General features: G+C 73.0%; 19 protein-coding genes. 8 read left to right on the forward strand and 11 right to left on the reverse strand.

Annotated elements, in window-relative coordinates; translation table 11 throughout:
• Positions 1–218 precede the first annotated feature (218 nt).
• Together IE313_RS06750 and IE313_RS06755 are read left to right on the forward strand one after the other, a co-directional pair.
• Positions 219–608, forward strand: a complete 390-nt coding sequence (locus tag IE313_RS06750) for an ATP-binding protein (protein WP_373316928.1) — start codon at positions 219–221, stop codon at positions 606–608.
• Entirely contained in the window at positions 596–1,030 is a 435-nt protein-coding gene (locus IE313_RS06755; protein ID WP_189930019.1) for a hypothetical protein, read from the forward strand. The genes IE313_RS06750 and IE313_RS06755 overlap by 13 nt, the downstream gene beginning before the upstream one ends.
• A gap of 165 nt (positions 1,031–1,195) precedes the next feature.
• On the opposite strand, the gene IE313_RS06760 is transcribed toward IE313_RS06755, so the two are convergent.
• Positions 1,196–2,233 carry a phosphatidylinositol-specific phospholipase C domain-containing protein gene (locus tag IE313_RS06760; protein ID WP_189930020.1) on the reverse strand — a complete coding sequence of 346 codons (1,038 nt, stop codon included), beginning with the start codon at positions 2,231–2,233 and terminating at the stop codon, positions 1,196–1,198.
• A gap of 384 nt (positions 2,234–2,617) precedes the next feature.
• Between IE313_RS06760 and IE313_RS06765 the strand changes: the two genes are divergently transcribed.
• Entirely contained in the window at positions 2,618–3,499 is an 882-nt protein-coding gene (locus tag IE313_RS06765; RefSeq protein ID WP_189930021.1) for a S1 family peptidase, read from the forward strand.
• Between the two features lie 288 nt (positions 3,500–3,787).
• Here IE313_RS06765 and IE313_RS06770 read toward each other — a convergent pair whose 3' ends face one another.
• The 3 genes from IE313_RS06770 to IE313_RS06780 form a co-directional block, all read right to left on the reverse strand.
• A complete protein-coding gene (locus tag IE313_RS06770; RefSeq protein WP_229924432.1) occupies positions 3,788–4,573 on the reverse strand; it encodes a nucleotidyltransferase domain-containing protein in 786 nt (261 codons plus the stop codon).
• 7 nt (positions 4,574–4,580) lie between these two features.
• Positions 4,581–5,069 carry a hypothetical protein gene (locus IE313_RS06775; protein WP_229924433.1) on the reverse strand — a complete coding sequence of 163 codons (489 nt, stop codon included), beginning with the start codon at positions 5,067–5,069 and terminating at the stop codon, positions 4,581–4,583.
• A gap of 466 nt (positions 5,070–5,535) precedes the next feature.
• The gene (locus IE313_RS06780) at positions 5,536–6,417 is read right to left on the reverse strand and encodes a uracil-DNA glycosylase (protein WP_189930022.1); all 882 of its coding nucleotides are present in this window, start codon (positions 6,415–6,417) and stop codon (positions 5,536–5,538) included.
• Positions 6,418–6,535: 118 nt separating this feature from the next.
• Here IE313_RS06780 and IE313_RS06785 point away from each other — a divergent pair, with 118 nt between their 5' ends.
• Positions 6,536–7,024, forward strand: coding sequence for an RNA-binding S4 domain-containing protein (locus tag IE313_RS06785; protein ID WP_189930023.1), 489 nt, complete (start codon positions 6,536–6,538; stop codon positions 7,022–7,024).
• 90 nt (positions 7,025–7,114) lie between these two features.
• Here the strand turns inward: IE313_RS06785 and IE313_RS06790 are convergent, their stop codons facing one another.
• A complete protein-coding gene (locus tag IE313_RS06790) occupies positions 7,115–7,807 on the reverse strand; it encodes a class I SAM-dependent methyltransferase (protein WP_189930024.1) in 693 nt (230 codons plus the stop codon).
• A 195-nt stretch (positions 7,808–8,002) separates the two neighbouring features.
• On the opposite strand from IE313_RS06790, the gene IE313_RS06795 reads away from it, so the two are divergent.
• A complete protein-coding gene (locus IE313_RS06795) occupies positions 8,003–8,263 on the forward strand; it encodes a DUF6343 family protein (protein ID WP_189930025.1) in 261 nt (86 codons plus the stop codon).
• 83 nt (positions 8,264–8,346) lie between these two features.
• On the opposite strand, the gene IE313_RS06800 is transcribed toward IE313_RS06795, so the two are convergent.
• The 3 genes from IE313_RS06800 to IE313_RS06810 all read right to left on the reverse strand — a co-directional run bounded on the left by IE313_RS06800 (position 8,347) and on the right by IE313_RS06810 (position 10,598).
• Positions 8,347–8,727 carry a tetratricopeptide repeat protein gene (locus IE313_RS06800; RefSeq protein WP_189930026.1) on the reverse strand — a complete coding sequence of 127 codons (381 nt, stop codon included), beginning with the start codon at positions 8,725–8,727 and terminating at the stop codon, positions 8,347–8,349.
• A gap of 250 nt (positions 8,728–8,977) precedes the next feature.
• Positions 8,978–9,610 carry a dephospho-CoA kinase gene (gene coaE / locus IE313_RS06805; protein WP_189930027.1) on the reverse strand — a complete coding sequence of 211 codons (633 nt, stop codon included), beginning with the start codon at positions 9,608–9,610 and terminating at the stop codon, positions 8,978–8,980.
• 49 nt (positions 9,611–9,659) lie between these two features.
• A complete protein-coding gene (locus IE313_RS06810; RefSeq protein WP_189930028.1) occupies positions 9,660–10,598 on the reverse strand; it encodes a PAC2 family protein in 939 nt (312 codons plus the stop codon).
• Positions 10,599–10,864: 266 nt separating this feature from the next.
• Here IE313_RS06810 and IE313_RS06815 point away from each other — a divergent pair, with 266 nt between their 5' ends.
• Positions 10,865–11,830 (forward strand): right-handed parallel beta-helix repeat-containing protein, encoded by a 966-nt coding sequence (locus IE313_RS06815; protein WP_189930029.1) that lies wholly within the window; start codon positions 10,865–10,867, stop codon positions 11,828–11,830.
• Between the two features lie 338 nt (positions 11,831–12,168).
• Here the strand turns inward: IE313_RS06815 and rpsA are convergent, their stop codons facing one another.
• Positions 12,169–13,659 (reverse strand): 30S ribosomal protein S1, encoded by a 1,491-nt coding sequence (gene rpsA / locus IE313_RS06820; protein ID WP_189930030.1) that lies wholly within the window; start codon positions 13,657–13,659, stop codon positions 12,169–12,171.
• Between the two features lie 407 nt (positions 13,660–14,066).
• Here rpsA and IE313_RS06825 point away from each other — a divergent pair, with 407 nt between their 5' ends.
• Positions 14,067–14,990, forward strand: coding sequence for a class I SAM-dependent methyltransferase (locus IE313_RS06825; RefSeq protein ID WP_189930031.1), 924 nt, complete (start codon positions 14,067–14,069; stop codon positions 14,988–14,990).
• Between the two features lie 227 nt (positions 14,991–15,217).
• Entirely contained in the window at positions 15,218–17,884 is a 2,667-nt protein-coding gene (gene hrpB / locus IE313_RS06830; RefSeq protein WP_189930033.1) for an ATP-dependent helicase HrpB, read from the forward strand.
• Positions 17,885–17,959: 75 nt separating this feature from the next.
• Here hrpB and IE313_RS06835 read toward each other — a convergent pair whose 3' ends face one another.
• Positions 17,960–19,732: a lytic transglycosylase domain-containing protein gene (locus IE313_RS06835; RefSeq protein WP_189930035.1), complete on the reverse strand. Its 1,773-nt coding sequence runs from the start codon at positions 19,730–19,732 to the stop codon at positions 17,960–17,962.
• Between the two features lie 410 nt (positions 19,733–20,142).
• Entirely contained in the window at positions 20,143–22,890 is a 2,748-nt protein-coding gene (polA, locus tag IE313_RS06840) for a DNA polymerase I (RefSeq protein WP_189930036.1), read from the reverse strand.
• Positions 22,891–22,896 lie beyond the last annotated feature (6 nt).

Genomic DNA, 22,896 nt, shown 5'->3' on the forward strand with positions numbered 1-22,896 from the left:
CACAGTGCACTCTGCACTTTCCAGAGTGCCACTTGCCAAGTGTTCACGGCAGGGAGATAGTGGCAAGCGTGACTCCGTCCGTGCCGTTAAGAACGACGGCCATCGAAACCGGTACGGGTAGCGATACCGCGGCGGCGGTGCTCCCGCTGGAGGCCGTTGTGCGTCATCTCCGCTTCGAGCTGGCAGCTCATCCGGGCTCCGCTGCGCAGGCCCGGAGAATGACGCGTGCCTGGTTGACGGCCTGGGCGGTCTGCGAGGACACGTGCGACTCTGCCGCGCTGATCGTGTCCGAGCTGGTCACGAACGCCATCGTGCACACCTCCTCCCGGCAGATCGTGTGCGAGTTGCGCGACGAGGACGGCAAGGTGCGCATAGCGGTGGGCGACGAGGGTCGGTCGCCGGGTGACCCCAGTCCTTCGGTCTGCCGGGACGAAGAGGAGCACGGGAGGGGATTGCTCCTCGTCGCGGCCGTCTGCAGTGCCTGGGGTGCACTCGAGACCGGCCCCGGCCTGCAGGTGTGGGCGGAACTGCCCCATGAGGCGGCGGACCGCCGCACGGGGCCGGCAGCGGACAGCGTCCGCGGAACGGGGGCCGAATGGGTGTCATGACACCAGCTCTGCTGAGCCTCGACACGCTGGTCGGTTTCACCCGCAGAAGGGAGCCGCGTCCGGCGCCCTGCGCGCGCCTTGCGGTGCCCTCCGGGATGACGGCACCGCTCGGCTGCGACACGGTCGCCGTACCGGCCGCCTACGGCCGTCGGGTGCTCGACCGGCTGCCGCGTGTGGGGTGCGTGTACGGCGACGGGGAGCACTGGTGGTGGATCGTGCCGTCGGACTCGGACGTGGCCCTCGAGTGGCCGGCGCCGGCGCGCTACACCGCCGGGGCCCTCGTACCGGACGCGCTCCGTCCGCCCTGTCTGATCCACCGGCCGGACGGAAGTGTTCCCTACACTCCGCCGATCCCGCTCTATCTGGCACTGTGCGGGATCACGGGGACCGCTCCCGCGTGGTCGAGCGCGTACTCCACGTGAGGGCGGGCCGGTCCCCGGCCGGCCGCCGCCCGGCCTGACCGCCTCCGGCGCGCACGAGGGCTCCTGTCGGCACCGCCTCCCGGGCGAGCAGCGCCCCGCGGGACCACGGTGCCGCCCGGGGAGCACGGTGCCGCCCGGGGAGCACGGTTCGCGAAGAGGAGTCGGCTACCCCCGGGGAAGCACGGTCGACAGCACGTGGGGCAGCGGGTACCAGTCCGACGACACGATGCTGGCGTTGTCCTTGGCGAGCAGGGCGACGCGGTCCAGGGCCTGCTGCTCTGTCGGGTTGGTGCCGTCGATGGCCGGAGGCACGTTCTGGGCGTCGGTCATGATGACGAGGTAGCCGTGGGAGGCGTACCACGAGGTGTCGATGCCGCCGCCCGCGTACGCGGACGCGTCGCCGTCGAACACGACGAACCAGGGGCGCAGCGAGGCGTCGTAGCGGCTGGTGCGCGGGTCGCCGGCCTCGGCCCCGTGGACGGCGGGGAAGGCGGCGGCGTCCTGGAGGCGTCCGACGGCGGCCAGGTCCCGCAGGTGTGCGGCGTACTCCTCGTCGGTCCACAGCGAGTCGAGCGGGTTCTGCTCCTCCACCGTGCCCGGTATCAGCTCCACGATGAACTTGCCGGCGAGCGCGGCACGGGACGGCCAGCCGCCCGCCTGGACGGCCTCGTCGAGCGTGGCGTGGCCGGCGGCGAGGTCGGCGGGCCTGAAGAGGGCGTCGCCGAGCCTGCCGGAGAGCAGGGAGTCCAGCTCGGCGGGCCCGCGCCCCCTGTTCGCCGCGAAGCCGTCCTTCATCTCCACCTTGAGCAGGACGGGGCGGTGGCCGGGGTGCGCGTCGTGCCACGTCCTGATGTCGGCGAGGCAGCCGCCGAGATCCTGGTTGGTGGCCTTGCTGCGCAGGTCGCCCGGGGTGGTGGCGTTCTCGCAGTTGTTGTCGTTGCCGAGCGGGTTGTCGTGCGAGACGCGCCAGGAGCTGCCGAACTGGTTGGTCCACACGTCCAGTTCCAGCAGGCCGGCTCCGGAGTCCAGCGCGTCGGCGAAGTACGGGTACTTCGCCTTGTCGTAGGAGTTGTGCACGCCCACGGCGGTGGTGGCCGAGTACGGCGACTGCCCGGGGTCCGCGGCGAGCGTGGGGCCCGCGCCGAGTACGAGCGAGCCCGCCGCGGCCATGGTCACGACCGCACCAGTGACACGTCTCTTCATTTCCTTCGCCCTCCTCGCGACGGCCATCAACGTGTCCGAAAGGTAAGGGAGTTGTGTGACGGGAGGGAAGACGGCGGCCGACCGCGAACCGACGGCCGCACCGACGGCCGCCGGGCCCCCCGGGCTCCGGCCCCTGGCCCCCGCACCCGTCCCCGCACCCGCCCCCGGCGCCTGCGCCGCGCGGGCCGCTCCTCGCACCCGCCCCCCGCCGCCCGTCTCCCCGGACCCCAGCGCCGACACCGCCGACACCGCACCGGACTTGTGAGCCGACACCCCCGAACCGCTGCCCCCTGTTGTCCAAATGCGCCCGTGCATCGAGAATGCGCATGACAACAGCGGTCACAGCACCGCATCGAGGACCGAAACCGAAGAGGAACCCCCCACATGAGAAAACCTCTTGTCGGCGCGTTCTGCGCCCTGCTGCTGCTCGGCGCAGGGGCAACCCCGGCGATGGCCACGACCCTGCCCGCGGGCACGGCGGAGGCGGCCACGAGCACGCACCACACCGGCCACCCGCATGTCCGGGCGGTCGACTTCGCGGGCACGGTCGCGCTCAGCAACTGCTCGGGCTCGCTGGTGCGGATGCCGGACTCCAAGCCGAGCGACCCCGGCCTCGTGCTCTCCAACGGGCACTGCCTGGAGACCGGCTTCCCGGCGGCCGGCGAGGTCATCGTCGACCAGCCCTCCAGCCGCACCTTCGACCTGCTGGACGCGGACGCCGACTCCGTCGGCACGCTGCGGGCGGACAAGGTCGCGTACGCGACGATGACCGACACGGACATCTCGCTGTACGAGCTCGACAGCACCTACGAGGAGATCGAGAGCGACTACGGCATCAAGCCGCTCGACCTCTCCGACCAGCACCCCACCGCGGGCAAGGCGATCACCGTCGTCTCCGGCTACTGGCAGCAGACCTACAGTTGCAACATCGACGGCTTCGTCTACCGGCTGAAGGAGGGCGACTGGACCTGGAAGGACTCCGTCCGCTACACCCCGGAGTGCGAGACGATCGGCGGCACCTCCGGTTCACCGGTCGTCGACGACGCGAGCGGCCAGGTCGTCGCGGTCAACAACACGGGTAACGAAGACGGCCAGCGGTGCACCGTCAACAACCCGTGCGAGGTCGACGAGGACGGCAACGTGACGGTCCACCAGGGCACCAACTACGCCGAGGAGACCTACATCATCCCGGCCTGCGTCGGAACCGGCAACAAGATCGATCTGACCGCGCAGGGATGCACGCTGCCCAAGCCCTCGGGCGAGTAGCCGGCGTCCACGGCTGCCATGTCGGCGAGCGGCCCCCGAGCGCACGATGCGGTCGGGGGCCGCTCCTCGCGGGCGTCACGGCCCCCCGCGCGTGCCCGCCGCGCCGCGGCCCCCCGCCCGTGCCCCGCGGAGCTGCCGTGACCTGGTGCTGCCCGTCGGCACCGACCGAGGCCCGCCGTGCCGGACGCCTCCCACCGCAACGGAGTTCGGCCCGCCGTAGGGGCGGCGACCCGCTGTGACGGAGTTCGGCCCACCGCGACGCCTACGGCCTGCCGTGCCGTTGCGCGGCTACTCGGTGGAGGCCGCCGCGGTGCGCAAGAGCGCCTCGGCCTCGCCGATCGCCCGCGCGAGCGCGTCGGGCCCGCCGGTCAGGGAGGCGATGACGGCGTCGACCTCCCGCAGCCCGGCCCGTTCCAGCAACGTCTTCTCGTTGGTCACCCACTGGCCGCGGGCGGCGAGGACCGCGTGGGCGGACTGGGCTGCGGCGGTGGCGACGGCGCCCGCCACCTCGGTGAGCTGGCCGCGGGGAGCGTTGTTGTGGCGGGCGTAGTGGAGCGTGGCGGCCGCCCTGCCGTGCCACATCCCGGGAGCGGTGCGGCGCAGCGGCTCGGGGTAGGCGCCGGGGCGCGGTGCCCTGCCGCGCAGGACGCGGTTGACGGCGAGTTCTGCGACGACCAGGTAGCTGGGGATGCCGGCCAGGTGGAACATCAGCGGCTCCCAGTGGCAACGGCCCGCGCGCGCCTCGGCGAGTTCGTGCTCGACGACGTCGAGGTCGCGGTAGTGCACATCGACGCGGCGGTCGTCGACGGTGAGCCAGGCACCGCCGTTGAAGATCCCACCGCCCCAGCCGCCCACCTCGGAGATCTCGCCCGGCCAGCCGAGGGCGCGCAGTCCGGCCGGGTCGAAGGAGCCGCGGTAGTAGACGGCGAGGTCCCAGTCGCTGCCTGGCCCATGGGTGCCCTGCGCGCGCGAACCGCCGAGGGCGACCGCCTCGACGGCGGGCAGGGCGGCGAGGCGGTCCCCGACGTGGTCGAGGAAGGCGTCGTCGTCCATCGTGCCGTCCTGCCGGGTCATCGGTCCCTCAGGGGTGTTGGTGCGGCGGCTGCGGGGTGATGTGCGGCGACCCGACGGTGCGCGCCTGCACCACGATCCCGTGCGCACCCCCGATGACGGTGTTGTAGGTGTCGCCCCCGGCGTCGGCCGGGGCCTGCGGGCCCAAACCGTCGAGCAGGCCGCGGAGTTCCTCCGCGAACCGCGGGTCGGCGTGCAGTGCACGCCGCAGGCGGCTGCGCCACTCCGCCTCGACGTCCGCCTCGACGTCCTGGTCACCCGCCTCGCGCGCGGCGACGAGGTCCTCACGCGAGGCTTCCAGCTCCTCCCGGACGGCGCGTACGGCCTCCGCCCCGGCCCCGGCCTCGTCTCCCGGTCCGGGACGCCCCCGTGAGAAGGCCCGCGCCAGCCGCTCCCGCACCTGCGCCCACCCGTCGTTCACCATCTGCTGCACCAACGCGGTCGCCCCCGACGCGGCCAGCGCGGTCAACTCCGGGTCCATGTGCTCCCCCTTGGTCATGGTTTCGACCGACGGACCGTCCACACTAGCCGTTGCGGCTCCGCTCGGTTCAGGATTTCCCGTCCCGCCCCTTCGTCAGCCCGGCGTCCGGATGCGCGTCGACCCGCGCGTCGGTCCCGAACCCGCCGTCCTCGGCTACGAGCTACGCGGACTGTGCGACCCCACCGTCGCCGTACGCCGGCCTGGTCCGACCCCCTGACCGAACCGCCTGACCCGACCCCCTGACCGAACCGCCTGACCCGACCGCCTGACCCGACCGACCGCGAGTCCAACAGAGTTCGCGCCGACCGGCCGGCGCCGACCGGAGCGATGTGCAAGGGACCTGGCGTCCCCCCGGCCCGACGTCACGAAGCCTGACGACCGCGGGGCCTGAGGCGTGCGGGCATGCGGGACCCACGAGGGGCCGCGGCGGGGTCCGCGGTGAGGTCCGCGACGCCGGGTGCCTCCGGGGTGGCGGCTCCCCGCCTCACGGCGCAGGAGACTGGGGGCGGTCGAGGCCCGCCGCCCGCGCTCCGTCCCTCAGCACCTCTCGGAGCATCGGCGGGGTCAGACGGCCCGTGAACGTGTTGCGCTGGCTGACGTGGAAGCAGCCGAAGACGTCGAGCGGGGGGCCGCCGTCGGCCGCGACGAGACTCACCCGGGCACCATGGGCGAAGGCGGGGCGGGGGCGCGGCACCGTCCATCCTGCCGCGGCGAGTGCGGGGAGCGTCGCCTGCCAGCCGAAGGCGCCCAGCACGATCAGGGCGCGCAGGGTCGGGCGCATCGTGCGCAGCTCGGTCTCCAGCCAGGGCCGGCAGGTGTCCCGCTCGTGCGGGGTGGGTTTGTTGGCGGGCGGCGCGCAGTGCACGGGCGAGGTGATGCGGACGCCGTACAGCCTCAGGCCGTCGTCGGCGCGCACGGCGGTGGGGCTGGAGGCGAGTCCCACCGCGTGCAGGGCCGCGAAGAGCACGTCGCCGGAGCTGTCGCCCGTGAACATCCGGCCCGTGCGGTTCGCGCCGTGCGCGGCTGGGGCCAGGCCGACGATCATCAGGGAGGCGTCCGCGGGGCCGAAGCCGGGGACGGGACGGCCCCAGTACGTCCAGTCCGCGAACGCCGCGCGCTTGGTGCGGGCGACCTCCTCGCGCCACTCGACCAGCCGGGGGCACGCGCGGCACTCGGTGATGCGCCGGTCCAGGACTTCCAGGGCCTTCTCGGCGCCCGGCCCGTCCGCAGTAGCCGCGGTAGCGGCGCCTTCGACCGTGCGGGTGTGGGTTCCGGTGCCGTCCGGGGCTGCGGTGGTGTCCCGGACGCCGCCGGTGTCCGCGGTGCGGGAGGCGTACGGAGCGCCTGAAGTGCCTACGCTGTCCATCCTTCCACGGTACGGGCGTGACTCCCCTTCGCCGGTACGGGCAGCGGCCGACCCGCGACATCCGGAAACCGCCGAAAAGCGTTCCGCCCCCGCCGCCCTGGGCGACTAAGGTCAAGGCATGGCCACAGAAGCTTCGAGCGGTACGGCGCCGTCGTCGCCCGTGAAGGACGACAGGGCGCTGCCGGAGGCGCCCGGTGCCGTGCGGGTGGATAGCTGGATCTGGTCCGTACGGCTGGTGAAGTCGCGCTCCATGGCGGCCACCGCCTGCCGGGGCGGGCACGTACGGGTCAATGGTGAGCGCGTGAAGCCCGCGTACGCGGTGCGGGCGGGTGACGAGGTACGGCTGAGGCATGCGGGCCGTGAGCGGGTCGTCGTGGTGAAGCGGGTCATCCGCAAGCGGGTCGGCGCCCCACTGGCCGTGGAGTGCTATGTCGACAACAGCCCGCCTCCCCCGCCCCGCGAGGCCGTGGCACCCGCGGGAGTGCGCGATCGTGGCGCCGGGCGCCCGACGAAGCGGGACCGCCGCGACATGGAGCGCCTGCGCGGCCTCAGCCGCGGTATGAGCGGCCCGGGCGCCGGCCCCGGCCCCTCCCCTGACGTTCCGTAGCCAGTCTGGCACGGACCGTTCCTCGCCACGCGGTGAGGGGAGGACCGGGCGGGCAGCGCCCGACGTGTCGGAGCCGCGGGCGGTGCAGCGTCAGAGCCGTGGCACCGCCCGCGCCCAGGTCCGGTCGGCCGTCAGATACCGGTCGATCCTCAGCCCCGCCTCCGCCACCGCGGCCTCGAACGCCTCATTGGTGAGCGGGCGCGCGAGGAAGGTCTGGGTCCAGGTGGCATCGGGGAACACGTACTCCGCGCGAACGGAGTTCACCCCGTCGCCCACCGGCTCGGCGGAGGCTATGCGCACCGTGTAGCCGCCGGGGTCGATCCGCTCGCGCGGAACTCCGGTGTGGTAGTTCTCGCCTTCGCGCTGGATGAGGACGCAGCCGTCGTCGGCGACATGGCGGCGGCAGCTCGCGAGGAGGCCGCGGCGCACCTCGATGTCACCGGCGTGCACCAGGAACGAGGCGAGGACGACCGCATCGAACGTCTCGCCGAGGTCGAGGGCCTCGATGGACGAGCGCACGGTGCGCGCGCCACGGACGCGGGCCAGCATCTCGGCGGACTCGTCCACCGCGGTGACCGTGAAGCCGCGGTCGAGCAGCGGGTGTGTCACCCGGCCGACGCCGCTGCCGAGTTCCAGGATGTGTGCCCCGGGTGGGAGGGCCGCCGCGATGATGTCCGGCTCGTCACCGACGGACAGGCGGCTGTAGAGATCGACCGCGCAGCCGTCCGGCGTGATCGCGCCGGGTCCCGTGCCCGTGCACCCCTGCCGCGTCCCGCCGCTCATGTCCCTGCCCCCCGGTGCCCCGCCTGCCCGGCGCATCCACGCCGGCCCTCTCCTTCCCCAACGACCCGTCGCGCTGCGTGGTTCCTGCGACCACCATCCGTGTTTGAGCCCGGTTTGTCCCCCGGGGACGGACGCCGCACACTGACAGCGGAGCACCACGCTCCTCGGCCGGGTCCGAGGAAGGAGGGTGGTCGTATGCGTACGGGCAGTGAGCCCATGACCGCGCGCAGTCCGCTGAGGATGCGCTTCTGGCTGAGCATCTGGGGCCTGATCTGGACGACCGGCGGCACCGTCGCCTTCGCGATCGCGGAGCGCCCGGGTTGGACCGTCGCCTTCGCCATCCTGTGGCTGATCGTGGTCGTCGACCTGGTGATCGTCGTGCGGCACATCCGGCAGGGTCCGCACTTCCAGCCGGGCCGCGACGTGCCGCCGTACCAGCCGCCGTCACACCGCTGAACGGGGCGGAGTGCCGCCCGGTCGGCCGCCCCGCCCACCGGGGCCGGCGGCCGCGCGCCGGGCCGCCCTGCCTGCGCGCCTGCTCAGGAGTCGAAGCGTGCCGCCGCCACGTACTGCGGCCGTGGGTCGAGGGCGGCGGCGAGTCTGAAATGCCGCAGTGCCTGTTCGGGGCGGCCACCGCGCTCATAGGTGCGGGCGAGCGCGAAGTGCGCGAACGCGTTGTCGGGCTCGCGCTCCAGCACGACACCGAACTCCAACTCGGCGGAGCGCAGTTGCGCGGCGGCGAAGAAGGCACGCGCGCGCAGCAGGCGCGCCGCCGTGTTCTCCGGGTGGGCCGCGATGACGGGGTCGAGGAGCTTCACGGCGCCCCGCGGGTCGCGCGCCGAAAGAAGCTGCTCCGCGGCACGGAAGTCGATGACGTTCGTCTCGGGAGTACGTCCGATGGATCCGCTGCTCTCGGGCACGGCTGACTCCTTCCCTGGCTGGCTCGTTCAACACCGGCGTGCACGGACGCTATTCCACGGCAGCTTCCCGGCCGTGCCACGACAGGTCCACGCCGGATCGAGGTGCGTCCGCACACCTGCCCCGGTCCAAGGCGCCCACCGCGGCGGCGCCCTCACCCGCGACCGCCCCGTGCCGCCGACCGCGTTGCGGGGTCCGGCCGCCACTCCCGGGCCGGCTGCCACTGCGGCGGCCGACCGCCGCTCCGGCCGGTCACTCCGCTCCGTCGCCGGAGGCACCGGATGTGCCGGACCGCGCCCTGCGCGTCAACTGGTCCCATACCTCGCGGACCCGCTCGTGCAGCGCGTCAAGGCTGACTTCGTTGTCGATCACGAGGTCCGCGAGGGCCAGGCGCCTTTCGCGGGTCGCCTGCGCGGCCATCCGGGCCCGGGCGTCCTCCTCCGTCATGCCGCGCAGCCGTACCAGACGGTCGAGCTGGGTCCGCGGAGAGGCGTCGACGACGATCACCAGGTCGTAGAGCGGCGCAAGGTCGTTCTCGACCAGGAGGGGCACGTCGTGGACGACGACGGCGTCGGGCGGCGCGGCCGCCTCCAGTTCCGCGGAGCGCTCACGCACCAGCGGGTGCACGATCGCGTTGAGCTCGGCCAGCCTCTCGGCGTCGGCGAAGACGATCGAGCCCAGCCTGGGCCGGTCCAGAGAACCGTCCGCGGTCAGCACGTCCTCGCCGAAGGCCGCCACGACGGCCGCCAGCCCGCGGCTGCCGGGCTCGACGACCTCCCTGGCGATGCGGTCCGAATCCACCAGCACCGCGCCGTGCTCCACGAGCAGCCGTGCCACCTCGCTCTTGCCGGCGCCGATCCCACCGGTCAGGCCCACTCTCAGCATGACCCGAAGCTTAGAGAACGCCTCGGGCGAGCCGCCGCGGGGAGCCCGGTCAGCCGTCGCCCTCGCGCTCCGCCAGGAAGCGTTCGAACTCCTGGCCGATCTCGTCGGCGGACGGGATGTCCGCCGGCTCGGCGAGCATGTTGCCGCGACTCTCGGCACCTGCCGCGGCGTCGTACTGGTGCTCAAGCCCCTGGACCAGCGCGACGAGTTCGTCGTCGCCCTCCTGGATCTGCCGGTCGATCTCGGTCTGCGTGCGGTGCGCCTCGGTGCGCAGGGCGTGTGCGATGCCCGGCAGCACCAGACCGGTGGCCGCGGTGATCGACTCCAGGACGGTGAGCGCGGCGTCGGGGTAGGCGGAACGGGCGATGTAGTGCGGCACGTGGGCGGCGACACCGAGGACGTCATGGCCGGCCTGGTCGAGCCGGTACTCCACGAGGGCCTCGGCGCTGCCCGGGACCTGCGCCTCGTCGAAGGGGCTGCGGTGGCCGGGCACCAGCTCCGTGCGGTTGCCGTGCGGGGTGAGGCCGACGGGGCGGGTGTGGGGCACACCCATGGGGATGCCGTGGAAGTTCACCGCGAGGCGGACGCCGAGGCGCTCCACGATCTGCTCCACCGCGGCCGCGAAGCGCTCCCACTCGACGTCCGGCTCGGGGCCGGACAGCAGCAGGAACGGGGCGCCCGTGGCGTCCTGGACGAGCCGTACGTCAAGTGTCGGCTCCTCGTAGGACGTCCAGCGGTCCCGACGGAACGTCAGCAGGGGGCGCCTGGCGCGGTAGTCCACCAGGCGGTCGTGGTCGAAGCGGGCGACGACCTGGTGGGGCAGGGAGTCGAGAAGGCGCTCGACGATCTGACCGCCCGTCTCCCCCGCATCGATGTAGCCGTCGAAGTGGTAGAGCATGACCAGTCCGGCCGATTCCTGGGCCAGGGCCATGTCGACGACGCCCAGACCCTTCGGCTCCCACGCGTACAAACCCTGCGGATCAAGCACGATGACTGCTCCTCTTCGTATCTGCCCTTCCGAACGCACCGCACGGCCGGCTCATTCCCCGGAGACAGGCGGAGTCGACCGGATCTGGTCCAGACCTTGACGCGGACATACGGCACCCTTACCGTCACGACCATCACGCGTTCACACACGCGCCTGGTGTTCACGTATACAAACGTATGCGTGAACAAGCGGACCGGTCCCGGGAGGTCCGTGGGACCGTGCGCCGCCCCCCGCTCCCTCACGAGAACGCAGACGGGAAGGTCCTCATGCGCACCCGAAAGCTGCTCCTCCCACTGGTCGCCGCCCTCGCCGCCGCAGCCGCGGGTGCCTCCACGGCGCTCGCCGCTCCGGACCGGCAGGCGGTCACCATCGAGGTCTCCACGGCCGACGAGCTGGAGGCGGCGCTCGGCGACGCCGCGCCCGGCGACACGATCCACCTGGCGGACGGCACGTACACCGGGAACTTCGAGACCACCACGGCGGCCACGTCGGGCGCGCCGATCACCCTCACGGGCTCCGCCGACGCGGTGCTCACCGCCCGCGGCGGCTACGGCCTCCACCTGGACGGCGCCTCGCACTGGACGGTCAAGGGGATCACCGTCACGGGCGGCCAGAAGGGCATCGTGATCGACTCGGCCGACGGGGTGACCATCGACTCGGTGACCGTCCACGATCTCGACATGGAGGGCGTCCACTTCCGCAATTCGAGCAGTGACGGCGTCATCAGGAACTCGACCGTCCACGACACCGGCAAGGACGGCCGCGGCATGGGCGAGGGCGTCTACGTCGGCACGGCCAACACGCTGGACGACAAGAGCGACGGCGTACAGATCCTGGACAACACCATCGGCCCCGGGGTCGGCGGCGAGAACGTGGACATCAAGGAGGGCACGACCGGCACGGTGGTGTCGGGCAACACCTTCGACGGCAGCGGCTTGACCGGCGCGAACTACGACGACTCCTGGATCGACGTCAAGGGCAACGACGTCGTCGTGGAGAACAACAAGGGCACCCGCACCACGAACGACGGCTACGAGACCCACAGCCAGAGGGACGGCTGGGGGTGCGGCACGGTCTTCCGCGGCAACACGTCCGACCTGACGGGCGCCTCCGGCGCGAACCAGCTCGCGATCAATGTCACCAACCAGGCCGACGACTGCCGGACCACGGTCTACGGCAGCAACACGGTCACGGGCGGCAAGGGCCTTACCAACATCGAGGTGACGCCGTGAGGTGACGCCGTGAGGTGACGTCACGAGGTGCGCACGACACGGCCGGGCCGCAGGCGCCTGCCGCGCCCGGGACCGAACCGGTGCCCCAACCGGTCGACGGCGACCTCGCCCGGCCTCGGTGCAGCAGGGCGCACCGGTCGCCGAACACCGCGCGTCCCGCGCACCGCGGGCCGCCCCGGAGAGGCACCCGGGCCCGGAGGGCGGCCCGGACGCCGAACCCGGAGAACGGAAAAGCCACGGGGCCCGCATCCGAAGGATGCGGGCCCCGTGGCGTCGATCAGCGGCTCCACCTCAGCCGCGCGACCCGGCTACCCGGCTGCCGCCGGAGCGGCAGGCGCTCAGCTCTGGCCGCCGGCCAGCTTCTCGCGCAGGGCGGCCAGGGCCTCGTCCGACGCGAGCGCGCCGGAGTTGTCCTGCGTCTCCGAGGAGTAGGAGCCGCCGGAGGCGGCCGGAGCGGACTGCTCGCCACCCTCGGCCGCGGCCTGCGCGTCGGCCTCGCGGGACTTGATGACCTGCGCCTGGTGCTGCTCGAAGCGCTGCTGGGCCTCGGCGTACTGCGTCTCCCAGGCCTCACGCTGCTGCTCGTAGCCGGGCAGCCAGTCGTTGGTCTCGGGGTCGAAGCCCTCGGGGTAGATGTAGTTCCCCTGGTCGTCGTACGACGCGGCCATGCCGTAGAGGGTCGGGTCGAACTCGACCGAGGCCGGGTCGGCGCCGAAGGACTCGTTGGCCTGCTTCAGCGAGAGGCTGATGCGGCGGCGCTCCAGGTCGATGTCGATGACCTTGACGAAGATCTCGTCGTTGACCTGGACGACCTGCTCCGGGATCTCCACGTGGCGCTCGGCCAGCTCGGAGATGTGGACCAGGCCCTCGATGCCCTCGTCCACCCGGACGAACGCGCCGAACGGCACGAGCTTGGTGACCTTGCCGGGCACGACCTGCCCGATCTGGTGGGTCCGGGCGAACTGCTGCCACGGGTCTTCCTGGGTCGCCTTCAGCGACAGGGAGACGCGCTCGCGGTCCATGTCGACGTCCAGGACCTCGACGGTGACCTCCTGGCCGACCTCGACGACCTCGGACGGGTGGTCGATGTGCTTCCAGGACAGCTCGGAGACGTGCACCAGGCCGTCTACGCCGCCCAGGTCCACGAAGGCGCCGAAGTTGACGATCGACGAGACCACACCGGACCGCACCTGACCCTTCTGGAGGGTGGTGAGGAAGGTCTGGCGCACCTCGGACTGGGTCTGCTCCAGCCAGGCGCGGCGGGAGAGGACGACGTTGTTGCGGTTCTTGTCCAGCTCGATGATCTTGGCCTCGAGCTCCTTGCCCACGTAAGGCTGGAGGTCGCGGACACGGCGCATCTCGACGAGGGAGGCCGGAAGGAAGCCGCGGAGGCCGATGTCGAGGATGAGACCACCCTTGACGACCTCGATGACGGTACCGGTGACGATCCCGTCCTCTTCCTTGATCTTCTCGATGGTGCCCCAGGCACGCTCGTACTGGGCACGCTTCTTCGAGAGGATCAGGCGCCCCTCCTTGTCCTCCTTCTGGAGGACGAGGGCCTCGATCTCGTCGCCCACGGCGACGACCTCGTTCGGGTCGACGTCGTGCTTGATCGAGAGTTCCCGGGACGGGATGACGCCCTCGGTCTTGTAACCGATGTCGAGCAGGACCTCGTCCCGGTCGACCTTCACGATGACGCCGTCGACGATGTCGCCGTCGTTGAAGTACTTGATCGTCTCGTCGATCGCGGCGAGGAAGGCTTCCTCGTTACCGATGTCGTTGACCGCTACCTGCGGGGTGGTGGCGGTGGTCTCGGTGCTGCTCGTCATGTGGGAAAGGGCTCCGGTACGGACATTGAAGTCGTAGGTACTGCTTTGCGCCGTGAGCCCGTTTCGCTCTGAAGACGCCGGACAGCCTAGGAGGCGCTTTCCCTCTCCCCACCGGTCGCCGGGAACCGGAAGAGCCAGAAATGCACCTCGACAACCGAGGGGACATACAACAGATGCGAGCACGGCCTGCTCGGTCTGAGGCGCGCAGGCCCGCAGCGCAACTTGTAGCATACGGGGGCAGCCGGACAGGGTCAATGCACGAAGACGCACACCCGGGGCGGATCACCACATACCCGGCACACATCCTGTTGCCTCAGGCCACATGGGTAGCGAGGACGCGCCTCGGGGGACCGTCCGGCGGGTCGCACCACAGGGAACGGCAGCAGGCTCGACCGGAGAATACGACGATGGAGCCGATCATCCAAGAGCGCGATCTGACGGGGCCCTCCGGAGGCCCTGCGGAGGAGCATTCCCAGCCATCCGGGCCGTTCAGGCGGACCGAGGGGGCCGAGGGGGCCGGGCCGTTCGAACCGGAGGCCACTCGCCGCACCTCCTCGGCCGCGGAGAGCAGCCGCGCCAACCGCGGCTGGTGGGACAGGAACGCCGACGAGTACCAGCACGAGCACGGTGCCTTCCTGGGGGACGACCGATTCGTGTGGGGGCCCGAGGGGCTGGACGAGGCCGAGGCCGGGCTGCTGGGCCCGGTGGCCGCGCTGGCCGGCCGCAGGGTGCTCGAAGTGGGCGCGGGTGCCGCGCAGTGCTCGCGGTGGCTGGCGGCGCAGGGCGCGCGGCCGGTCGCCCTTGACCTGTCGCACCGGCAGCTCCAGCACGCGCTGCGGCTCGCGGACGCGCTTCCCCCGGGCGCCGGCGTGCGCCTGGTGCAGGCGGACGCCGGGGCCCTGCCCTTCGCGGCCGGCTCCTTCGACCTGGCCTGCTCGGCGTACGGGGCGCTCCCGTTCGTGGCCGAGCCGGTGCGGGTGCTGGCGGAGGTGTACAGGGTGCTGCGGCCCGGCGGCCGGTTCGTCTTCTCGGTCACGCACCCGATCCGCTGGGCCTTCCCGGACGAGCCGGGCCCCGAGGGCCTGTCGGTCGGCTCCTCCTACTTCGACCGCACGCCGTACGTGGAGCAGGACGAGGCGGGCCGGGCCGTGTACGTCGAGCACCACAGGACGCTCGGTGACCGGGTGCGGGACGTGGTCGCCGCCGGATTCCGCCTGCTGGACCTGGTGGAACCCGAGTGGCCGTCCTGGAACGGTCAGGAGTGGGGCGGCTGGTCGCCGCTGCGCGGGAACCTGATCCCCGGCACGGCGATATTCGTCTGCGAGCGCTGACGGCGGCCCGCCCCGCCCCACCCCCGCACGGGCGGCGCGGGCGACGGACCGGCGGCCCCGGCGGCCCCGGTTGGGGCTGAGCCGACGGCTGCGGCGGCCGACCCCGCGCGCCCCGCGGAGGCGGGGCCGACGGCGTTCCGTGCGCCCCGCGGAGACGGTGCCGGGCGCGCGGGCGCCGGGTGCCGGGCCCTGCCGCCGGCCCGGTCGCCGTCCGGGACACTGGCCGTGTGATGCGTACCGATGCCCTGGACCGGCTGCCGGTCCGCACTGCACTGCCCGCGCTGCGTACGGCCCTGGACGGCCCCGGCGCGCACGGCGCCGCGGTCCTGTGCGCGCCGCCGGGAACCGGCAAGACCACCCTCGTCCCGCTGGCGCTGGCCGGGCTCCTGGCGGACGGCGGTCCGGTGCGGCGCGTGGTGGTCGCGGAGCCGCGCCGTATCGCGGCCCGTGCCGCCGCGCGCCGGATGGCGTGGCTGCTCGGCGAGCAGCCCGGCGCGAGCGTGGGCTACGCGGTGCGCGGCGAGCGCGTGATCGGAGCGCACACGCGCGTGGAGGTCGTCACCACGGGCGTGCTGATGCAGCGCCTGCAGCGCGACCAGGAGCTGGCCGGTGTCGACGTGGTGGTGCTCGACGAGTGCCACGAGCGGCATCTGGACGCGGACACGGTGGCGGCGTTCCTGCTGGACGTGCGGGCCGCGCTCCGCCCCGAGCTGCGTCTGGTGGCGGCGTCGGCGACGACCGACGCGCAGGGCTGGGCGGCGCTGCTGGACGGCGCGCCGGTGGTCACGGCACAGGGGGTCTCGTATCCCGTGGACGTGGTGTGGGCGCCGCCCGCAGCGCCGGTGCGGCCGCCGCACGGGATGCGGGTGGATCCCGCGCTGCTGGCGCATGTGGCCGCGGTGGTGCGCAGGGCGCTCGCGGAGCGGGACGGCGACGTGCTCTGCTTCCTGCCGGGCGTCGGCGAGATCGGCCGGGTGTCGGGGCTGCTGGGCGGCCTGCCGGGCACCGAGGTGCTCCAGGTGCACGGCCGGGCGCCCGCCGCGGTCCAGGACGCGGTGCTCACGGGCGGCCGGAACCGGCGGGTGGTGCTGGCCACGGCGGTGGCGGAGTCGAGTCTGACGGTGCCGGGAGTGCGGACGGTGGTGGACTCCGGCCTCGCCAGGGAGCCGCGTACGGACCATGCGCGCGGTCTGGGCTCGCTCACGACGGTACGGGCCTCGCAGGCGGCGGCACGGCAGCGGGCGGGCCGCGCGGGCCGTGAGGGGCCGGGCGCGGTGTACCGCTGCTGGGCCGAGGCGGAGCACGCCCGGTTGCCGCGGTTCCCCGCGCCGGAGATCAGGGTCGCCGACCTGACGGCTTTCGCTCTCCAGACGGCGTGCTGGGGCGACCCCGGGGCCACGGGGCTGGCGCTGCTGGACCCGCCGCCCGCGGGTGCCCTGGCTGCGGCCCGGGAGGTCCTGACGGCGATCGGTGCGATAGGGGACGGGGGCCGGGCAACGGACCGCGGTGTCCGGATGGCCCGTATGGGGGTGCATCCCCGACTGGCGCGTGCGCTGCTGGACGGGGCGCGCGAGGTCGGTGTCCGGCGTGCGGCGGAGATCGTCGCGCTGCTGAGCGAGGAACCGCCCCGCGCCTTCGGGGACGATCTGGCGGCGGCCTGGCGCGCGGCACGGCGCGGCGGCGACGCTGCGGGGGACGGGTACGCCGGGCGGTGGCGGCGGGAGGCGGGGCGGCTGGCCGGCGCGGCCCGCGGCGCTCTCGGGAGCTCCGGCCGGCAGCCGCGGGACGACGGGGCGCAGGACGACGGCGGTGGGCGGGGGGCCGGGGACGACCAGGCGGCCGGGCTCGTCGCCGCCCTGGCGTTTCCGGAACGACTTGCGCGCTCCCGTGGTGACGGCACCTATCTGATGGTGTCCGGCACCGGGGCGGAGCCCGCGGACGGATCGGCGCTGCGCGGTGCGCCCTGGCTGGCGGTGGCCGTGGCGGACCGGCCCGTGGCACGGGCACACGCCCGCGTGCGGCTCGCCGCGCCGGTCGACGAGGACACCGCACGGCAGGCGGCGGCCCCCCTGCGTTCCGGCGCGGAGGAGGTCGGCTGGGTGGCCGGGGACGTGGTGGCGCGCCGGGTGGAGCGGCTGGGCGCGGTCGAGCTGACCGCACGGCCGCTGCGCGACCCGGCGCAGACCCTGGTGCGCGCAGCGCTCCTGACCGGCCTGGCGGACGAGGGCCTGGGACTGCTGCACTGGACCCGCGAGGCACGGGAACTGCGTATGCGCCTGGCGTTCCTGCACGACAGGGCCGCCGGCCGGGGCAAGGACGCCGAGGGCCACGCGCGCGTGGCGGACGGTGCGCCGAAGGGCGCGGCGGATGCCGGCGGTGGCCCCGCACCGGTCGGCGGTGCATGGCCGGACGTGTCGGACGAGGCCCTGCTCGCACGGGCCGGCGAATGGCTGGAACCGGAGCTCGGGCGGGCCCGGCGGCGGGCGGACCTGGCCAGGATCGACGCGGGCGGCTGCCTGCGGCGGCTGCTGCCGTGGGCGTCCGGTGAGGCGGCGCGGCTGGACGAGCTGGCTCCTGAGCGGATCGTGGTGCCCAGCGGGTCCCGGGTGCGGGTCGACTACTCGGATCCGCGGCAGCCGGTGCTCGCCGTGAAGCTGCAGGAGATGTTCGGACTGGCCCGCACGCCCGTGGTGGCGGGGGTGCCGGTGCTGGTGCACCTGCTGTCGCCCGCGGGTCGTCCGGCGGCCGTCACCGCCGACCTGGCGTCCTTCTGGCGGGAGGGGTACCGGGCGGTGCGGGCCGAGTTGCGCGGACGGTATCCGAAGCATCCGTGGCCGGAGGACCCGTCCCGTGCGGAGCCCACCCGGCACACCACCGCGCGGGCGCGCCGCTGAGGGCGCTGGGCGAAGGCGGACCCGCGGGCCCCGTGCCGTCACGCACGGGGCCCGTCGTCCGCGTTGCCGGTGGTGTCACGACCCCGAGGTGCCCTGCGCGCCTCCCGGCGGCTGCGTGGTTTCGCTGTCGGCCGCCTGGACGGTCAGCTTGACGTCGAGGGTGCCGCCACCGGTGGTGGTGATGCGCAGCAGGAAGGTGCCGGTGGTGTCGTCCGCGTAGAGCTCGGGGAGCTTCAGGAGGCCGTTCTCGTCGGTGGTGAGGTTCGTGAGGGTGCGGATCGGCTTGCCGGCGTCGTCCTTGAAGTAGGGGCCCTTGTCGTTCTCCGACGAGTCGAGGACGGACGTGACGAGGGTGGCGGTCGCGGCGACGCCGGGCGCGGCCGCTCCCTGGTAGGTGGCCTTCACCTCGACGTCGTCCGCGAAGGTACCGCCCGGCGTGCAGATGAGGTCCTCGTCGCTGGTCCTTGCGAGCCTGTCGGCCTGGCGCGCGGTGACCGTCGCCTTGAAGTCGAGGGCGGGCACGGCGCGTCCGACGACGGTGGCGCGGACGACGAAGTCGCCGGCCTTGTCGCCCGCGTCCAGGGCGGGGGCGGTGGCGGTGCCGGAGGCGTCCGTCTGGACGGTGGCCACGGTCTCGCCGCCCTCGAACGTCGCGCCCGTGTCGCCGATGAGGGTGAAACGCACGCGTACCCGGCTCACCGGAGCGTTCTGGCTGTTCTCGGTGCGGGCCTTGACGCGCTGGGTGAAGGACTCCCCGGCGGTCGCGCTGAGCGTGCCGGTGCCGGCGTCCTCGATGTGGGTGACGGTGTCCGTGGGCGTCTCGTCGCCGGAGTCGCCGTCCGCACCGCTCCCGGGGCCGGGGTCCGTCGCGCCGGGGTCCGTCGCGCCGGGATCCGTGCCGGGGTCCGTCGTGCCGGGCTCGGATCCGTGGTCCGCCCCACCGGGCTTGCCGGGCTTGCCGGGGGTGCTGGGTCCCTTGGGCGGCGGGGACGAGGGGTCCGGGGTCTCGTCGCTGCGGTCGCGGGGCGGGACACCGGTGCCGTCCGGTACCTCGTGCGTGCCCTTGCGGTAGTACTCGTACCAGGACAGGACCGTGTTCAGGTAGTCCTGCGACTGGTTGTAGGACAGGATCGCGCGGTGGAGGTCGCCCGTGACGGACATGTCCCGGCCGCCGGCGCACAGGTAGCGGCCCGCGGCCAGCGCGGCGTCGTAGACGTTGTTGGGGTCCTTCTTGCCGTCGGCGTTGCCGTCGGCGCCCCAACCGGTGTGGTCCGGACCGCCCTGGGACCAGGTGGAGGGTATGAACTGCATGGGGCCGACCGCGCGGTCGTGCACCGCGTCACCGTCCAGCAGGCCGTTGTCGGTGTCGGTGATCTCGGCGAAGCCGTGGCCGTTGAGCACCGGGCCGAGGATGGGGCTGAGCGTGGTGCCGTTCGCGTCGACCGCGCCGCCGCGCGCCTGACCCGACTCCACCTTGCCGATGGCCGCGAGCAGTTGCCAGGGGAGGTTGCACCCCGGCTGCGAGGTGGCGAGCGCGTCGGCGGCCTTCTTGTAGGCGTCAAGCACCGTGGCCGGTATGCCGGCCTCGGTGTCGCCGTGGGCGGCCGGCGGGTGGTCGGCGGAGGGTGGCGGGGTGGGGCTGTTGAGCGGGGGCAGGTCCGTGTAGTACGGGGAGTCGCCGGTCGCCGACGAGTCGCCAGGAGGCGTGGTGGCCTCGGACGTCTGGCCGCGGTGGGCGTCCTCGGTCACACCGGGGGCCTGTGAGGCGGAAAGCGCCGCGACCGCGGCTGCCGCCACCGCCGTGGTGGCCGCTCCTCTGCGAAGCCTCCTGCCGAACTGCGCCGCCATCCCGTAAACCCCTCCGTCGGTGTCGTCCCGCCGTGCGCTCCCCCGCACGGTCGGTCCTGGCGACCCTACGGCAACTTCCTGTGCGCGGGCAGCCGTTCGTGCCCGAATTTCACCAGTTGACTACATGCGTGTCATCGGCAGGAAAGGGTCGGGGGGTGGGGGCGGGGCTGTGCGCGCCCGCCCCGCCCGTCGGCCTGGGCCTTGCCCCGCCCTCTCGCCGTGGCTCATCGCGCCGCTTCCCGCGCCCACTTCGGAGCGGGGCTGTGCCTCGGGCAGGGCAGTGCGCGGAACTCCGCGCGCGGTTCGCCCTCGGCCGGTTGGCCGGATACGGCCGAGAGGGCCCTTGCGGGACCATGGCGGCCCCACCGGCTCGCCATGGCTCATCGCACCCCCCGCCCCCTTCGGGGCGGTCAGTGGGCCGCTGACTCCCAGTTCGGGCCGGCGCCGACCGAGACGTCCAGGGGGGCGCGGAGGGCGACCGCGGAGGACATCTCGCGGCGGACGAGCTCCTCGACCGCCGCACGCTCGCCCGGAGCGATCTCCAGGACGACTTCGTCGTGGACCTGGAGGAGCATCCGGGACCGGAGGCCGGCCTCGGTCAGGGCGCTGTCCACCTTCAGCATCGCGATCTTGACGATATCGGCGGCCGTGCCCTGGATGGGGGCGTTGAGCGCCATCCGCTCGGCCATCTCTCGGCGCTGGCGGTTGTCGCTGTTGAGGTCGGGGAGGTAGCGGCGGCGGCCGAGCATCGTTTCGGTGTAGCCGGTGGCGCGGGCCTCGTCGACGGCACGGCGCAGGTAGTCGCGCACTCCGCCGAAGCGCTCGAAGTAGGTGTCCATCAGGACGCGTGCCTCGGCCGCCTCGACGTTCAGTTGCTGGGAGAGGCCGAAGGCGGACAGGCCGTAGGCCAGGCCGTACGACATCGCCTTGATCTTGCGGCGCATCTCCGCGTCGACCGCGGAGGTGGAGACTCCGAACACCTGGGAGGCGACGGTGGAGTGCAGGTCCTCGCCGGAGGTGAACGCCTCGATGAGGCCCTCGTCCTCGGAGAGGTGGGCCATGACGCGCAGCTCGATCTGGCTGTAGTCGGCGGTCATCAGCGACTCGAAGCCCTCGCCCACGACGAAGCCGCGGCGGATGGCGCGGCCCTCGTCCAGCCGGACCGGGACGTTCTGGAGGTTGGGGTCGGTGGACGACAGGCGGCCGGTCGCGGCGACGGTCTGGCTGAAGGTGGTGTGGATGCGGCCGTCCGCCGCGATGCACTTGAGCAGGCCCTCGACGGTGACCCGCAGCCGGGCCTGCTCGCGGTGGCGCAGCATGATGACCGGCAGCTCGTGGTCGGTCTGGGCGGCCAGCCAGGCGAGTGCGTCCGCGTCGGTGGTGTAACCGGTCTTGGTCTTCTTCGTCTTCGGCAGGGCCAGCTCGCCGAAGAGCACCTCCTGGAGCTGCTTGGGCGAGCCGAGGTTGAACTCGTGGCCCACGGACGCGTGCGCCTCCTTCACGGCCTGCTGCACGGCCGCCGCGAACGTCTGCTCCATGGCCTCCAGGTGGGGGCGGTCCGCGGCGATGCCGTGCCGCTCCATGCGGGCCAGCAGGGCCGAGGTCGGCAGCTCGATGTCGGTGAGCAGACCGGTGGCGCCGACCTCCTTGAGCCGGTCGCCGAAGGCGGTGCCCAGGTCCAGGATCGTGCGCGCCTGCACCATCAGGGCCTCGGCCTCGGCGTGGTCGTCCGTACCGAAGGCGAGCTGGCCGTCCGCCTCTGCGGCGGGGACCAGTTCGCGGCCGAGGTACTCCAGGGAGAGCGCGTCGAGGGCGAAGCTGCGGCGGCCCGGCTTGACGAGGTAGGCGGCGAGGGCGGTGTCCATGCTGACGCCCTCGATCCGCCAGCCGTGCTCCGCGAAGACCCGCAGGGCCCCCTTGGCGTCGTGCAGCACCTTGGGCTTGCCGGGATCGGCGAGCCAGTGCGCGAAGGCGTTCTCGTCGGACTCGTCGAGCTGGGACGGGTCGAACCAGGCGGCGGCGCCTGCCGCGGCGGCCAGCGCGACCTCGGCCACCGCGCCCGAGCCGAGCTGCCAGGTGTCCACCGTGGCCACGCCGAGGACCGCGTTGCCGTGCTCGGCGAGCCAGGGGGCCAGCTCACCGCTGCCGAGCACCGAGCCGTCCAGCTCGATGCCCTCGGCGGGCGGGGCGGACTCGGCCTCCTTTGAGCCGGGGTCGACGGCGAGCAGCCGCTCGCGCAGCGAGGGATTGCGGATCTCCAGGGTGTCCAGCACCATCGCCACGGCCGTGCGGTCGTAGGCGGCGCGCTCCAGGTCCGCGACGCCCTTGGGGAGCTCGACCGTGCGGCTCAGCTCGGTGAGGCGGCGGTTGAGCTTGACGGACTCCAGGTGGTCGCGGAGGTTCTGCCCGACCTTGCCCTTGACCTCCTCGACACGCTCCACCAGCTCGGCGAAGGAGCCGAACTGGTTGATCCACTTGGCGGCCGTCTTCTCACCGACGCCCGGGATGCCGGGGAGGTTGTCCGACGGGTCGCCGCGCAGGGCGGCGAAGTCGGGGTACTGCGAGGGCGTGAGCCCGTACTTCTCGGCGAGCTTGTCAGGGGTGTAGCGGGTGAGCTCGGAGACGCCCTTGGTGGGGTACAGGACCGTGGTGTTCTCGGTGATCAACTGGAAGGAGTCCCGGTCACCGGTGACGATCAGCACCTCGAAACCGGCCGCCTCGGCCTGGGTGGCGAGCGTGGCGATGACGTCGTCGGCCTCGAAGCCCTCGATCGCGAAGCGCTCGGCACGCATCGCGTCCAGCAGCTCGCCGATCAGCTCGACCTGGCCCTTGAACTCGTCCGGCGTGGTCGCGCGGTTCGCCTTGTACTCGGCGAACTCCTGGGAGCGCCAGGTCTTGCGGGAGACGTCGAACGCCACCGCGAAATGAGTGGGCGCCTCATCACGCAGGGTGTTCGCCAGCATCGAGGCGAAGCCGTAGATCGCGTTCGTAGGCTGGCCCGTCACGGTGGTGAAGTTCTCCGCGGGCAGCGCGAAGAACGCGCGGTAGGCCAGCGAGTGCCCGTCCATGAGCATGAGGCGGGGGCGGGCCTGCCCGGTCGGCGTGCCGGACGGGCTGCCGGTCGGCTTCTTGCTCTTCTTCGATGCTTTCTCTGCCACGGGTCC

The sequence above is a fragment of the Streptomyces sulfonofaciens genome, from assembly GCF_014656295.1.
Taxonomy (GTDB): Bacteria; Actinomycetota; Actinomycetes; order Streptomycetales; family Streptomycetaceae; genus Streptomyces; species Streptomyces sulfonofaciens.

Bases quoted from the DNA above. Each gene is read 5' to 3' on its own strand.
- IE313_RS06835 (WP_189930035.1), bottom strand. From the start codon at position 19,732: ATGGCGGCGCAGTTCGGCAGGAGGCTTCGCAGAGGAGCGGCCACCACG.
- IE313_RS06775 (WP_229924433.1), bottom strand. From the start codon at position 5,069: ATGACCAAGGGGGAGCACATGGACCCGGAGTTGACCGCGCTGGCCGCG.
- IE313_RS06790 (WP_189930024.1), bottom strand. From the start codon at position 7,807: ATGAGCGGCGGGACGCGGCAGGGGTGCACGGGCACGGGACCCGGCGCG.
- IE313_RS06825 (WP_189930031.1), top strand. From the start codon at position 14,067: ATGGAGCCGATCATCCAAGAGCGCGATCTGACGGGGCCCTCCGGAGGC.
- IE313_RS06750 (WP_373316928.1), top strand. From the start codon at position 219: ATGACGCGTGCCTGGTTGACGGCCTGGGCGGTCTGCGAGGACACGTGC.
- IE313_RS06785 (WP_189930023.1), top strand. From the start codon at position 6,536: ATGGCCACAGAAGCTTCGAGCGGTACGGCGCCGTCGTCGCCCGTGAAG.
- IE313_RS06770 (WP_229924432.1), bottom strand. From the start codon at position 4,573: ATGACCCGGCAGGACGGCACGATGGACGACGACGCCTTCCTCGACCAC.
- IE313_RS06815 (WP_189930029.1), top strand. From the start codon at position 10,865: ATGCGCACCCGAAAGCTGCTCCTCCCACTGGTCGCCGCCCTCGCCGCC.
- IE313_RS06795 (WP_189930025.1), top strand. From the start codon at position 8,003: ATGCGTACGGGCAGTGAGCCCATGACCGCGCGCAGTCCGCTGAGGATG.
- IE313_RS06765 (WP_189930021.1), top strand. From the start codon at position 2,618: ATGAGAAAACCTCTTGTCGGCGCGTTCTGCGCCCTGCTGCTGCTCGGC.
- IE313_RS06755 (WP_189930019.1), top strand. From the start codon at position 596: ATGGGTGTCATGACACCAGCTCTGCTGAGCCTCGACACGCTGGTCGGT.
- coaE (WP_189930027.1), bottom strand. From the start codon at position 9,610: ATGCTGAGAGTGGGCCTGACCGGTGGGATCGGCGCCGGCAAGAGCGAG.
- IE313_RS06780 (WP_189930022.1), bottom strand. From the start codon at position 6,417: ATGGACAGCGTAGGCACTTCAGGCGCTCCGTACGCCTCCCGCACCGCG.
- rpsA (WP_189930030.1), bottom strand. From the start codon at position 13,659: ATGACGAGCAGCACCGAGACCACCGCCACCACCCCGCAGGTAGCGGTC.
- IE313_RS06760 (WP_189930020.1), bottom strand. From the start codon at position 2,233: ATGAAGAGACGTGTCACTGGTGCGGTCGTGACCATGGCCGCGGCGGGC.